The organism is Flavobacterium arcticum (genome assembly GCF_003344925.1).
Taxonomy (GTDB): domain Bacteria; phylum Bacteroidota; class Bacteroidia; order Flavobacteriales; family Flavobacteriaceae; genus Flavobacterium; species Flavobacterium arcticum.
Genome location: NZ_CP031188.1, coordinates 1,284,170 through 1,298,708 on the forward strand (window position 1 = coordinate 1,284,170; position 14,539 = coordinate 1,298,708).

Consider the following 14,539-nt stretch of genomic DNA (forward strand, 5'->3'; position numbering starts at 1 on the left):
TTTTGAAGCTTAAAATTTTAACCCTTATTGTTAAAAAATATGTAAGGCAATAGTTGTAAGCCGTCAAAAAAAAAGCGAGTTTTATAAAATTATTAATACCTGTAACATGAAAGACTATTTTGGAGTGGTTAAAAATTACCTGAATGAGCTTGAGCTTGAGGTTAAATACGAAAATCATAAAGATGGCGTATTTATAGTGAGCAGCGAGCAAGACGGTATAGTTAATCTTATTATTTGTGTGGCATATCCTATTGTTATTTTTGAGCAATATTTGTTTGAAATCAAGCCAGATGCTTACACAGTATTTAAAGAATTACTCCAAAAAAATCGCGATATTATTCACGGGGCCTTTGTTCTTGATGATACAGGTAGAAAAGTAATTTTCAGAGATTCGCTACAACTCGAAAATTTAGACCAGAATGAGTTTGGGGCAACGTTAAATTCGCTCAGCCTGTTGCTTAGCGAGTATTCGGAACAGATTATTAACTTTTCAAAAAATTAAAAAGATGAAATTTCTAAGAAGATTATTTAAGATTGGACAGGCAGAGGTGCACCACGCTATAGATGGAGTAGAAGATCCTATAAAAATGACAGAGCAAGGTATAAGAGATATGAAACAAGATCTTGATAAAGGTCTAGAAGCTTTGGCGCAGGTAAAAGCCATGAGCATACGTGCTAAAAATGAGATAGAAGAGCACGGTAACAAGGCAGAAGATTATAACGAAAAAGCCATGCTGATACTAAAAAAAGCACAAAAAGGCGATATGGATGCCGAAGAGGCTGACCGACTAGCAACTGAAGCCTTGCTTAAAAAAGAAGAATCAATGGCACACCAGCAGCGTGCTGAGGGTGACAAGGAGAAATTTGACCAAAATGTATTGCAAATGGAGGGCAATGTGCAAACCATTAAGCAAAATATTAATAAATGGGAAAACGAATTAAAAATATTAAGAAGCCGTGTTAAGGTTGCGGATGCTACTAAGAGCCTTAACAAACAAATGGCTAAGATAGATACAAATGGCACCATATCGCTTTTAGAACGTATGAAAGAAAAAGTAATACAAGAGGAAGCGTTAGCGGAAGCCTATGGCGAAATTGCCAACTCAACCAAATCGGTAGATGCCGAGATAGACAAGGCTGTAGATGTAAAAAAATCTAAAGCCATGAGCGAGCTCGAAAAGCTGAAATCCCAAATGGGTATCGGCGGTGGCACACCGGAATAATACATACTTAAACAATGGAGGAATTAATTAGAATTTCTTTTTCGCCTGTCAATGCATTTTTTACCATCATGTCTATTATCATGTTGCTATATTGGCTATTGGTCATTATAGCAGGTTTAGATCCTGATTTATTTAGTGTAGAGTTTGATGCAGCAGATGTTGATGGCGATTTTGGTGTCGATGGCAACGGGGGTAGTGGTGGATTCATGAAAATACTCGAGTATTTTAGTTTTGACGAACTCCCCATGATGTTTATTGTTACCATAGTCTTTTTTAGTATGTGGTTTTTAGGCGTCAATATCTCATACTATTTAGGCGTAGAGAGTTCTTTGTTAGGATTTATATTACTTATTCCTAACTTTATTTTTAGTCTGTTTTTAGTGAAAATATTGGCCAAACCACTGGGAAAGCTATATAAACTAGTCAACCATAAGGGCGAACCAGAAATTGATTTTTTAGGGCGCAGGTGTAATGTTATTACATCAATAGCGCAAGATAAAACAGGAATGATAGAACTCATAGTAAATGGCGACCCTATAAAGCTGTATGCCCGCAGTAATACCGAAGAAAGAATTACAGTAGGACAGCAAGCAGTTATAGTAAAAGAAAGCGAAGACAAGAGATACTACCTCATTGAAAAATTCGATTATTAGTACTTAAGAATAACATCATAAAACATCCAACAACCATGATAGCAGTCTTTATTACCATTATTTCAGCCTGTGTAGGGCTTATACAAACTATCATACAATCAATTTTTTAACCAACCAATTTAAACACTTAAAACAAAATGTTAGGAGACACACTTATTATTACCATGATAGCCATTATCGTTGTGATTATTGGTCTTGCAGTATGGATAATATCCATGTACAAAAAAACCATACAAGGTAAAGTTATAGTACGTACTGGGTATGGAGGTACAAAAGTATTCTTTAATGCAGGGCTTATAGTACCAGTTTTCCATAAAATGGAGATTATGGACATCTCTGTAAAAAAGCTCGATGTAGAGCGTACAGGTGTTAACGGTCTTATCTGTAAAGACAACATCCGTGCCGATATCAAAGTAACGTTCTTTATCAAAATTAATAAATCTACTGCTGATATTATTAACGTAGCACAAACCATCGGTTGCGAAAGAGCATCAGAAATTGATGTACTTAGGCAGCTGTTTGATGCTAAATTCTCGGAGGCATTAAAAACAGTAGGTAAAAAGTTTGATTTTATCGAGCTATACGAAGCCCGAAGCGAATTCCGTGAAGAGATTATCTCGATAATAGGAACAGACCTTAACGGTTATATTCTTGATGACTGTGCTATTGACGATTTAGAACAAACATCATTAAGCCATCTAAAATCAGATAACATTCTTGACTCTGAAGGTATCAAGAAAATTACTGAGCTTACGGCTGCACAAAACATGAAATCAAACCTTATCCGCAGGGACGAGGAGAAAACCATCCGCAAGCAAGATGTAGAGGCACGTGAAGCTATTTTAGCACTAGACCGTCAGCTTGCCGAAAAAGAAGAAATACAAAAACGTGAGATAGCAAATATCAGATCGCGTGAGGAAGCTGAAATTGCAAAAGTAGCCGAAGAAGAAAAACTGAAATCGGAAACAGCACGCATTAGCACTGCCGAAAAAGTTCAGGTTGCCGAAGAAAACAAAGACAGGCTTGTAATTGTAGCAGCCAAGAACAAAGAACGTACGGCTGCCGTAGAAACCGAAAGGGTAGAAAAAGACCGTGCATTAGAACAAACCGAAAGGGAACGTATTGTTACACTAGCTCAGATAGAGAAAGAAAAAGCCGTTGAGGTAGAGCGCAAAAACATACAGAATGTTATCCGCGATAGGGTTACGCTAGAAAAAGGCGTGGTGCAAGAGCAGGAAAACATGAAAGATATTGAGGCATTTAAAACTGCCGATAGGGAGAAAAAAGTAGCAATCACACTTGCCGAGAAATTAAGTGAAGAGCTATACATTAAACGCCTGAAAGCTGCCGAGGCAGAAAAAGAGGCAATGAAACAAAAAGCAGAAGAAATTAATATTGATGCTGCTGCTAGAATGGCTGCGAGTGAAAAAGAAGCCGAAGCCCGTAAAATACTTGCCGAAGCCAAAGCTAAGGAAGATGCTACATTAGGATTATCTGAAGCGCAAGTAATGCATGCTAAAGCGGACGCTAACGAAAGACAAGGTATAGTAGATGCGGTAATTATCGAGAAAAAAGCCCTTGCCGAAGCAGCAGGTCTTAAAGCAAGAGCCGAAGCCGAAAGAGAGTTCGGATTATCTGAAGCCAATGTTATTAAAGAGAAAGCATTTGCCGAAGCTAGCGGTATAGAAGAAAAAGCTGAAGCAATGAAGAAACTTGACGGTGTAGGTAAAGACCATGAAGAGTTCAAGTTAAAACTAGATAAAGAACTTCAAGTTGATCTTGCACACATCAATATCCAGAAAGATATTGCAGATGCTCAGGCAAGCGTAATAGGAGAAGCACTTAAAGCGGCTAAGATTGATATTGTGGGTGGCGAAACAATGTTCTTTGACCAGATTGTTAACCAGATAACAAGAGCCAAAGGCTTTGACAGACTGGTAAACCACTCTGAGAATATTACCGAGATTAAAGATGCTATTTTAGGCGAAGGTGGCGAAAGCCAAGAAAACCTAATAGAGCGTGTTAAAGGCTTTGCCGATAAATACAACATCTCGTCAGAGGATATAAAAAACCTAACCGTAGCCGGACTGCTTATGGAACTGCAAAAACGCAGTAGCGATGACGGAGAGCAAGGCTTGTTTGCTAACCTGATGGATATGGCTAAAAACCTAGGCTTGTCTAACAGGAAGCTGGGATAATTATGAGTTTATCTGATTTTTTTAAATAATGCCTTCGGTGTGCCAAAGCACACCGAGGGTTACTTTTACTCTCGCATACTATGAAAAGAATAATTTCAATGATGATTCTATTTTTTATTGCGGTTTCTTGTAATTCTTATCAGAATGTATCTAGTAATGAATCAAACAAAACTACAGAGCCTATAGCGGATGATTATGAGAGCAATTGGGTATATTTCGATTTACAGGAATCAACCGAACTAAAGATTATTTCTCATCAACTGGCAGGCGTTGGTTGTGGAACTATAGCAACAGCATCAGTTACAATAGGAGTTACAAAAAAGAATGATACAATTAGAGTATTTGAATTGTGTAATACTAAAAAAGATTTTCCGGTTAATGGAAATGTAATTATAGAGCCTGCAACACGTCCGAGCTTTACTGTAATGTACCCAAAAATATATATTCAAGACGAAAATGGAAGTTTGTTAACACATCCTGTCAACAAACAAGTCTTGAAGACAACTTACGGAATAATCGAAAGAAAAAAATAATACAACCACACCATGAGTACACTGGAAGGCGGTACATATGAAATTATACAAGCACGTTTAGAAGCCCAAAAGAAAGATCTTTTGGACAGGCTGCAAAAACTAAATGGCGCGCGGAAGGAAGTATTTGGCAGTATCGAAACCAAACTGATAGCCAATAACAGAATTATTACCCAAAATAACTGTATTCCTGCCGATATTGTATCAATAAACGACAGGTGCATATTGGGGTATAATGTACACTTTGGGCTGCGTACCGATATTAAGGCTGAGGATGTTTTTGCCATATATGTATATGAAAACGGCGATTTTCGTGAGGAAAACCTCGACTTTATTGGCGACGAAACATTCCAAACTGATTTTTTTAACCTTTATAAATATTACAGAGATACCAGTTTTCGCAAGTTTTTTATTGCGGGTAACTACCTGCACATGGTATTCCAAATCAGCGACCGAATTTCGGATATAAAGACATTCAAATGGCTGATAAAAGACAACCAGCTTACTTATATAGACAACAGGAGCGACCACGAATATAAATTTCCGCGTCAGCACGATTTCAGGTGGCAGGAAACCACGCGCGAAATGCAAAAGTATGGCGAACACCCTCACGTTTCTATACTCGATAAAGTATTTGTAGAAACTGTGGGTGGTACACTTACCATAAAAATAGAAAACAATACCGCTGTAGGCAAAGGTATTTATGACGAAGATGTTATTCATCCTGACCAAACGTTGGACGATGGTAATTTTCAATATGCCGATTTGGGTAACCTTATCGCACTGCGCATAAAACCCTTTCAGGAAGAGCCCCGTTATTTTATATATAATCATAAATTACAGGAAGTCCGCAAGATAGACAGCCTTGAAACATCGGCTATTTTATTGCCTGACGATCATGGGTTGATATTCTCTAACGGGTATTACTTGCAAACAGGCGAATATAAAATATTTGAGAGTAGTCTGGAAAACCTGATGTTTCAGGAACGTATCGCATCGCCTAACGGCGAGGACTTTATGTATGTTTTTTATGAAGAAACCTACGGGCAGTATGTACTGATGTCCTATAACCTTATTACCCGCGAGGTAATGACACCCATTGTTTGTAATGGTTATACCATTCTTAAAAACGGCGAGCTGTGCTACTTCCGTGCGGAAGATGAAGCGACTAAAAATCACTTGGTACAAATATGGCAAACGCCGTTTGTAAAAAGCGATATTATGCCGTCACAACACAAGGACAGCTACATCTATAAAATAGGCAATAAGGATATTGTAAAAGCTATGGCAGACAGTCAAGCCATTATTACCTTATTGAATAAAAATGACGATTATGCAGGCTTGTATGCCGACCTTACTCGTTTGTCTCAAAACATACTTGATGGCTATTACTGGATAACCAACAGTGAGACGTTTGAGCTTAACAAGCCACTTACCGAGATAAAAAGCACGGCAAATGCCGCCATCGATGAGTTTGAAAAGGTGGTGCAATTGCGCCATAATGCCAAGAAAATTACAGGAGAGGTACGGCAAAAAGCAGAGAGTCTTTTTATACAAATAAAGAGTTCTCCGCTTAACGATATTGATGTTTTTGTAGCCGATCTTGCCGGATTACGCTCACTACGTGGCGAAGTAATAAGCCTGCGCGAAGTACGCTATGTTGACACTGAGTTTATTAATGAGCTGGAAGCCGAAATTGTAGAACAAACCGAGAATATTTCGCAAAACTGTGTAGAGTTCCTTATGGATGAAAAGGCTTTAGAGCCATATCATGCACGGGTAGAAGAAAAGAAAGGCGAAATAGAAAATATTACCACCGTTGCCGAAGGTAAAGAATTGCAAGATGCCGTAAATAGCATTACTGCCGATTTGGAAATGCTGATTGATATCGTATCGAATTTAAAGATAGATGATACCTCGAAGTCAACACAAATTATCAATAATATCTCCCTGATATTTGCTACACTTAACCGCGTTAAGGCAGATATAAAAAACAAGATTTCATCGCTTGGCAGTAAAGAAGCAAAAGCCGATTTTGCAGCACAGATAAAACTGATAGACCAAAGTATTGTAAATGCACTCGACAGAGCTACCACTCCTGAAAAAGCGGATGAATTACTGAATAAAATTTCAGTACAACTGGAAGACCTTGAAGCACGCTTTGCCGACTATGAGGAGTTTACAGGGGCTATCATGGAGAAGCGCGAAGAGGTATATTCGGCATTCGAAGCGAAGAAAAATGCACTTACCGAGGCACGCAATAAAAAGGCGATTGCCATAGAAAATGCTTCAAGCCGTATTTTAAAAAATGTGGCAACTAAGGCACTTACATTCGATTCGGTTGAGGAGATAAACGGTTATTTTGCATCTGACCTGATGATTGCCAAACTCCGCGACCTTGTAGAGCAACTTATAGCACTAGAAGATACAGGCAAAGCCGAAGCCATAGAAACCGAATTGAAATCAGCGAGAGAAGATGCACTTCGTAAACTGAAAGACAAGCAGGACTTGTATGAAGACGGCGAAAATATTATAAAGTTGGGTACTCATAAGTTTGCGGTAAACAAGCAACCGCTAGACTTAACGATAGTGTATAAAGACGGTAACCTGAACTATCATTTAACAGGGACTGATTTTTACCAAGAGTTGAAAAGTGAAACCTTATTAGCTTCTAAAAAATATTGGAGTCAGGAACTGGTTTCAGAAAATGAAAAGATATACAGAGCAGCTTTCTTGGCATACAAGATATTCAGGAATAATGCTCCTGAAAAGCTTTTTAATATGACCGATGAAGCCTTAGAGGCTTTAGTAGCTGAAGAAACGTCTAAAAACTATACCGAAGGCTATGTAAAAGGCGTGCATGATGCCGATGCTTTTAAAATACTGAAAACATTGGTGGCAAAGCATCATAACTTGGGGTTGTTGCGCTACGCGCCTATCACCCGAGCGTTTGCACAGTTCTTTTGGTATGCACAAGAAGATGAAGCTCGGAATATCATTAATAGCAAAATAAAAGCGTCGGGAGGCGTGCTGGCGATATTCCCTAATAGCAAGGAGTTTGATTATATTGTTAAAGAGTTACAGCAAAAACTAGAGGCGCATTTACACAATACAGCTTTTGGTAAAGACTTGGCTATTGATACGGCTAAAACAGCACGCTATCTTTTTGATGAATTAAAGGATGATGATGCTTTTACAGTAAGCCATAAAGCGGCACAACTGGCGGAGAGCTTTATAAAAATGCTCGACAGCAAGGGTGCAGCCGTTACCTTTAGACATAATATAGACCATGCTTCTGATAAAGAGAGTGGTGTGCTACTGGCTGCACAATGGGTAGCTTCTTATTTAGAAGAAACCGAGCAACAGCAGTATGCACAGTATTTGTATGAAATAACAGCTTTGTTATTATACAGGCATGAGTCGGCAGAGAAAATAGTACCGATAGAACCAGATGAAGAAATTACAGGACTAGCAGGTTCTCACCCAACAATAGAGGAAGGGAAATATCATTTCCACTATCATGAGTTTACACGAATTTTCGGTAACTATTATGATAACGAAATGCCTGCTTTTGAAAACTTCAGAGCAGAACGCCACAAGCTTACCATAGAGCTTAAAGAACAATTGCGTTTAAATGAGTTTATGCCAAAAGTATTGACCTCGTTTGTTCGTAATAAGTTAATTGATCAAGTCTATTTGCCATTATTTGGTGAAAACCTTGCCAAACAATTGGGTAGTGCAGGCGAAAACCGCCGAACTGATCGTTCGGGAATGTTACTATTGGTATCGCCACCAGGTTATGGTAAAACCACCTTAATGGAGTATCTAGCGAACAGGCTTGGGTTGGTTTTCATGAAAATAAACGGTCCTGCAATTGGGCACGATATTACATCGGTAGACCCATCGTCGGCTACTAATGCAGCAGCTCGTGAGGAATTGAAGAAGCTGAACCTTGCCCTTGAAATGGGGAATAATGTAATGCTATATCTTGATGATATACAGCATTGTAGTCCTGAGTTTTTACAGAAGTTTATTTCGCTTGCCGATGGTACGCGTAAGATAGAAGGTATATATAATGGGCAACCCAAAACGTATGACATGAAATCGAAGAAGTTTTGTGTTATTATGGCGGGTAACCCTTATACCGAAACTGGCGAGAAATTCCGCATACCCGATATGCTTGCCAACCGTGCCGATATTTACAATTTGGGTGATGTTATAGGTAGTACAAGCGACTTGTTTGAATTGAGCCTTATAGAGAATGCTTTAACGTCTAACCCTGTATTGGCAAGTATAATGGCTAAAAACGGTGATGACTTGTACCCGATGATTGAAATGGCAACAACAGAGCAGCGTGATGGCATTGAACTGAAAGGTAATTATAGCAAGCAGGAAATAGAAACCTACGTTAGTGTACTAGATAAAGTAATAAAAGTGCGTGATGTAGTACTAAAAGCCAATGCCGCCTATATTGCCTCAGCAGCTATGGAAGATGCCTATCGAATAGAACCGCCATTTAGGTTGCAAGGATCTTACCGTGATATGAACAAGCTAGTTGCTAAGATAGTACCTGTTATGAACAATGATGAGATAAGCACTCTCTTACTTTCGCATTACCGTAACGAAACACAAACGCTTACCAGTGCTGCCGAAGCGAACCTACTTAAGTATAAAGAAATGACAGGGCAACTCTCGGAAGAAGATGTAGCGCGTTGGGAGTCTATAAAAGAGACTTTTGTAAAGAACAACAAACTTAAAGGCTTTGGCAACCGAGATGACATGGCACAAATGCTATCGCAAGTAATGGAATTTACCGAGCATATAGAAGGTATAAAAGAGATATTGCGAAGAGGTATTGAAAAGCAATAATGTAAAAAGCAGCGCTGTAACAGCACTGCTTTTTTATTTAAAGATATGTCTTAGAGCTTATTGTTTTACCACTCTAAAATTAGTTTCCTTATTATCGTTTACCGCTTTAAAGAAGTATACACCGTTAGCCAGTGCAGAAATATCTATAGTAGTCTGAGCTGCGTTTACCTCTTTTGTAAATAATAGCTGTCCTGAAATAGCATATACTTTTATCTCGGTGATTTCTTCACCAGCACTAATATTTAGTAGGTCTGTAGCCGGATTAGGATAGTATGTAAAGTTATTGAATGAGTTATCATTAACACTAGCATTGGCATTAACACATTCTACTGAGGCAACCCATCCTGCATTATTTTGTGATTCATTTGAAGAAAACTCAAAAGTTAACGAACCGTCTGCTGCTGTAGAGGTAACCACATTTTGAATAGATGTTCCTGTGTAGTTATTTATTAAAGGGGCGGTCGTAGTAGCTCCGTTATAGATAGTAAGATAATCAAAACCTTGTTCAAGTTCAAATGAGTTAAAGGTAACTCGTATTACTTTTCCTTCTTCTGTAGGGGTAAATGTACGGGCGATGTATTGATTTTCATTATAGTTCCCAGATACTCCTCCTGGATCGGTAAATATTTGCCCTTCACACCAGTCGGCATCGGTAGCAAAAAGTATTTCTTCTATTCCAGACACTCCAGTTTCGCAAACAGAACGTACTTTTAATACATAATAATTGTTAGGCTGAAGGTCTTGTATAGTTACAAACTCTGAGTCTACCTCTACCCATCCACTATTTTGTGATGTGCTAGCCTCATCTAGTCTTATATCCCATAAATTAGTTGTACTACTTTCGTCTTCCCATGAGATGATAAAATTATCTAATGAAGAGTCTTCAACGCCTAAATTACTAATATTGCCGTCACAAATGCCACCTTCGCAGCTTGTGCTTAGGCAATTTGAAGCGTTTACATTATCAATCATTAATTGTGCAGGTTGTTCCCCAAAACCATTTGCTAGGTTAACGCCCGCAGATGATAAATGACAATAGCTCATAATAGTTCCTCCATTTGTAGGAATTGGTCCTGGGGCACAACCACCTTCTGTTTCATAACAACCATCTATTGCTGTATTGTTTCCATTCCATACACAGGCATGTGTATGTGGTGAGCCTAATTGATGACCAAGTTCGTGTGTTGAAGCCTGAACACTCCATGAATATGCTGGGACATCTTGTAAAGAAGTACCATCTACATCTACATAACTAACATTATTAGGGATATCACAAACACCATTTAAGAAAGCAATCCCCCCTAAACTTCCTAAATCGTCTGCTAAAAGTTGACCTAAATCTCCATCGAAAAAGGTAGTTTGATAGTTGTCAAAAAACTGTATAAGGTAATCAACCGAGTCTTCACCAAAATACGGGTCATCAGTAGTCCAAATGAAAAATGATTTTAGCGATATGTTAATACCGTCGTTATCATATAGTGTTTGAGTATTGTTAAATAAGGAGGTAAGCCAGTTGGCGGTAAGTTCTTCGGTAGAAAAGTTTTGTTGAAAGATATCATAATCTATTTCATAATAGAGGCCCACACATTTATCGGTCTCTGTATTTTGTGTGCTTAATGCTGTTTTTTTTCCAAATTGCTGTCCTTTAATAATATTGTCATCCGATGTTGAGCAGTTAAAAGGATTAGCAACATTTAGTTCGCTATCAGAATAAATAATGTATTCTGAAAAGTTGTGGAGTTTGGCAAGCTTGCCAATCACAATGTTTTTATGTTCTTGATTAGATACAATACCCGACATTTCATTCTCGAAAAAGCTAAAAGATGCCAGTGATGCATTATCATTTTTTATAATACCACGGTAGAAAACACCGTGTTTAAAAGCAAAATCTTTTTCTTTATCAGTATCTGCATGGAAGCCTTCGGCAAAAATAGTTACTTTATACAGGCTGATGTTTATATTATTTCCCTGATATGGTATTATCAGGTTAATAGTTTCTGGTTTGCTGTTATATATAGTATTTAAAACATTACTGTCGAGCGTAGCATACGTTTCGTTATCTACTATTGTATAGTCTTTAGTGCCTTGAGAAGCAATAAGAGGAGTGAATTTTTGAAAAGATGCTTCAGCATTATTTAATTCCTGCACCTTTATAGCAACTCTTCGCTGAGCATAAAAAGATACCGAAAGAAGGAGTGCTATTATTAGTGTAATTTTTTTCATAACTTAGTTTTTAAAGAGTAGCAATTTAATCTAAAATATTTATTTTTTAAGTAATTGATTATAAATAAAGTATTAATGTGTAAATATAATGTACTAATTAATAATATGTTAACTCAAATGAGTATGTGCCGTGTTATAATTAGTATTTGAAGAAAAAGGTATTAGAAATAAATGTTTTTAGCTGCTCTGTACGTGTTGGCGTGGGCTTCAATAATAATTTTTATATCGGGACTATAACCACCACCCATGCTGCATTGTACAGGAATATTCAGTTTATAGCAAAGATTTAAGACATATTCATCTCGTTCTTTGCAACCTTGTATAGAGCAGTCTAGTTTTCCTAATTTATCAGAAGCCAATATATCTACACCACTCAGGTAAAAAATAAAATCAGGTTTGTGGCTATCGATGAGTTTTGGTAAGGTTTCTTTTAAAATTGACAGGTACTCATCATCACCTGTATTATCGGGCAGGGCAATATCTAAATCAGATATTTCTTTTTTAAAAGGGTAGTTGGTTTTACCATGCATAGAGAAAGTAAATACCGTGTCATTATTTTTAAATATTTCGGCAGTACCATTACCTTGATGTACATCGAGGTCAACAATTAATATCTTTTTCGCGAGATTATTTTGTAGTAAATAATGCGCTCCTATGGCTTGGTCATTAAGCAGGCAAAAAGCTTCGCCATGTGTGCTGTAGGCATGGTGTGTGCCCCCTGCTATGTTGAATGCGATGCCTTTTTGTAATGCTTGGTCGCATCCCCAAATAGTACCTTGTGCAATACGTAATTCTCTTTCTACTAATTCTGCTGAGAGCGGAAAACCAATTTTGCGCGCTGCACGTGGGTCGAGTGTTAGGTTTAGTAAATTATTTACATAAGCTTTCTCATGTATGCCGAATATATAGCGCATATTGGGCATATTAGGGGTATGAAAATCACTTTGTGTAACCGTTCCTTCGTGTAGTAATTGTTCGGGTAACAATTCGTATTTTATCATCGGGAATCGATGCCCTTCGGGTAACGGGTGCTTGTATATAGAGTGAAAAGCGATTGAAAGCATTCGGTAAACTTTATACAAAGATAAAATTCCTTAGTAATGTTTAGTTACTCTTTTAAAGAACGAGTCCTTGTTTTTTAGCTTCATCATCTTTTCTTTTACCATATATCATTCCTATTGCTACTCCAACACCTATACCTAAAGACATTCCTGTAGACATCCCTATACTTACCCCTAAATCGGGGTTAATGGCAGAACCAATTATTAAACCCATTACCATACCTAAGCTCATTCCTAAACTTATCCCTAAGGCTGCACCTGCTTCGGCATAATGTTTTTCAGTTGTAAAAGAAAATTCATTCTTTAAGAATGTTTTAAACTCATGAAGTTTTTGACTGTAATATTTTCGTCTTTTTTCTGGAATTGCATTTAAATTTAACGAAGAAAGTTTTTCTTGTATTAATAGTAGCTGGTTTTCAGTTAAGTTTTTCTTTTTTAAAGCTGATAGTATCCCTATAAAATTAGTGTAAACCTTTTGTTCTGTTTTTTTATGCGTTTGGGAGAGTAAAGTATTTAATAATTGAGAGGTTTCGTCTAAACTCATGTGTTTTTATTTTATCAGTCGTATAACACCCACATTTGTTACATTATTTACCAACTAATACGCTCACGGCATTACCACCAAAACCTACAGCATTTACCAGTACTTTTTTAATTTCTTTTTTATTTTCCTGAACAGGGATAAAAGGCACATTAATAAACGTGTTGTGTTCTAGCATTAATAATGCAAGCTCAAGGCTTAATAGCCCAGAAGCACCAAATGTATGTCCTGTTTTCCATTTATTGGTAGTAAGTAAGGGCAGGTTGTTGCCAAAGATGCTTTTTATAGCATTATATTCAGATAAGTCACCTTTTACTGTACCAGGAGCATGGAGTACTATGGCATCTATTTCGTTTAATGGAGTATTGCCAATAGCCATTTGCATCGATTTTTGCAGACAGTCGGCATTTGCCGAAATAGAAACACTATGTTTCAGTTCTTCTGTAGCATAGCCAATGCCTTCTATGTAACCAATAGCATTTTCTTTGCGCCCAATTTCTAGACAGGCAGTTGCCGCACCTTCGCCTAGTACCATAGTATTGGTTTTTTTGTTGAGGTCTAGGGCGAGGCATGGGTATTCAGCCTCTTTAGATGCATATATTTTCATAGCCTGCATTTGGGCTATGGTAAAGGGGGTAAGAGGAGCTTCGCTACCGCCTACGATAAATTTATCTGCCATGCCCGATTGTAACCATGCCACACCGTTAAGCAAAGCGTGTAATGCAGTAGAGCAGGTTATAGAGTGCGATATGTCGGGTCCAGTAGTTTTAAGATCTTGTGCTATCCAAGAGGCTATATTGCCTAATGTGGTAGAGGGTGAAGCCTGCGTATGGGTGAGTCCTGTTTTTAAAAACGCTTCATGATATTGTTCAAATAATGCCGTTGCGCCACGAGAAGAACCGATGTTTACACCAAAATTATCGCCTGTTTTCCATCCTGCTTTTTTTATGGCAGCACGTGATGCTAAGAGTGCATATAGTACCGAGTTATCAAGGTTTTGATATTTTGATGCTGAATTTCTTAATGCTTGTACTTCTTGTTGTAACAGGTTAGATAGCGGCGCGCCAAATGCTTTTTTAACACCAAAGTGCATCAATTGTATAAAAGATGCATTGTTGCGATAATTTTCCCAAACAGTATCAGGGTTATTGCCTAATGGTGAGAAAGAAGAGATAGCAGTTATGGAAACAGATATAGACAATATGGCGGTTTTACCGCAAAAGTACTCCAAAACCTGAAAT

10 protein-coding genes are annotated in these 14,539 nt (G+C 37.8%); 6 read left to right on the forward strand and 4 right to left on the reverse strand.

Annotation, left to right across the window (positions count from 1 at the left end; translation table 11 throughout):
• Window positions 1-106: 106 nt before the first annotated feature.
• From DVK85_RS05885 to DVK85_RS05910, 6 genes are all read left to right on the forward strand, one after another.
• Entirely contained in the window at window positions 107-502 is a 396-nt protein-coding gene (locus DVK85_RS05885; protein ID WP_114677549.1) for a type III secretion system chaperone family protein, read from the forward strand.
• A gap of 4 nt (window positions 503-506) precedes the next feature.
• Window positions 507-1,223, forward strand: coding sequence for a PspA/IM30 family protein (locus tag DVK85_RS05890; protein WP_114677550.1), 717 nt, complete (start codon window positions 507-509; stop codon window positions 1,221-1,223).
• A 14-nt stretch (window positions 1,224-1,237) separates the two neighbouring features.
• On the forward strand, window positions 1,238-1,876 hold the full coding sequence (locus tag DVK85_RS05895) for an OB-fold-containig protein (RefSeq protein WP_127960555.1): 639 nt from the start codon (window positions 1,238-1,240) through the stop codon (window positions 1,874-1,876).
• Between the two features lie 164 nt (window positions 1,877-2,040).
• Window positions 2,041-4,074 carry a flotillin family protein gene (locus DVK85_RS05900; RefSeq protein WP_394338171.1) on the forward strand — a complete coding sequence of 678 codons (2,034 nt, stop codon included), beginning with the start codon at window positions 2,041-2,043 and terminating at the stop codon, window positions 4,072-4,074.
• 80 nt (window positions 4,075-4,154) lie between these two features.
• The gene (locus DVK85_RS05905; protein ID WP_127960556.1) at window positions 4,155-4,607 is read left to right on the forward strand and encodes a hypothetical protein; all 453 of its coding nucleotides are present in this window, start codon (window positions 4,155-4,157) and stop codon (window positions 4,605-4,607) included.
• A gap of 12 nt (window positions 4,608-4,619) precedes the next feature.
• Window positions 4,620-9,473, forward strand: a complete 4,854-nt coding sequence (locus DVK85_RS05910) for a DNA repair ATPase (protein WP_114677554.1) — start codon at window positions 4,620-4,622, stop codon at window positions 9,471-9,473.
• A 57-nt stretch (window positions 9,474-9,530) separates the two neighbouring features.
• Here DVK85_RS05910 and DVK85_RS05915 read toward each other — a convergent pair whose 3' ends face one another.
• From DVK85_RS05915 to DVK85_RS05930, 4 genes are all read right to left on the reverse strand, one after another.
• The gene (locus DVK85_RS05915) at window positions 9,531-11,696 is read right to left on the reverse strand and encodes a M12 family metallo-peptidase (protein WP_114677555.1); all 2,166 of its coding nucleotides are present in this window, start codon (window positions 11,694-11,696) and stop codon (window positions 9,531-9,533) included.
• Window positions 11,697-11,857: 161 nt separating this feature from the next.
• Window positions 11,858-12,760, reverse strand: a complete 903-nt coding sequence (locus DVK85_RS05920) for a histone deacetylase family protein (RefSeq protein WP_114677556.1) — start codon at window positions 12,758-12,760, stop codon at window positions 11,858-11,860.
• A 52-nt stretch (window positions 12,761-12,812) separates the two neighbouring features.
• Window positions 12,813-13,301 carry a hypothetical protein gene (locus tag DVK85_RS05925; RefSeq protein WP_114677557.1) on the reverse strand — a complete coding sequence of 163 codons (489 nt, stop codon included), beginning with the start codon at window positions 13,299-13,301 and terminating at the stop codon, window positions 12,813-12,815.
• A gap of 43 nt (window positions 13,302-13,344) precedes the next feature.
• Window positions 13,345-14,499 carry a beta-ketoacyl synthase N-terminal-like domain-containing protein gene (locus DVK85_RS05930; RefSeq protein ID WP_114677558.1) on the reverse strand — a complete coding sequence of 385 codons (1,155 nt, stop codon included), beginning with the start codon at window positions 14,497-14,499 and terminating at the stop codon, window positions 13,345-13,347.
• Window positions 14,500-14,539 lie beyond the last annotated feature (40 nt).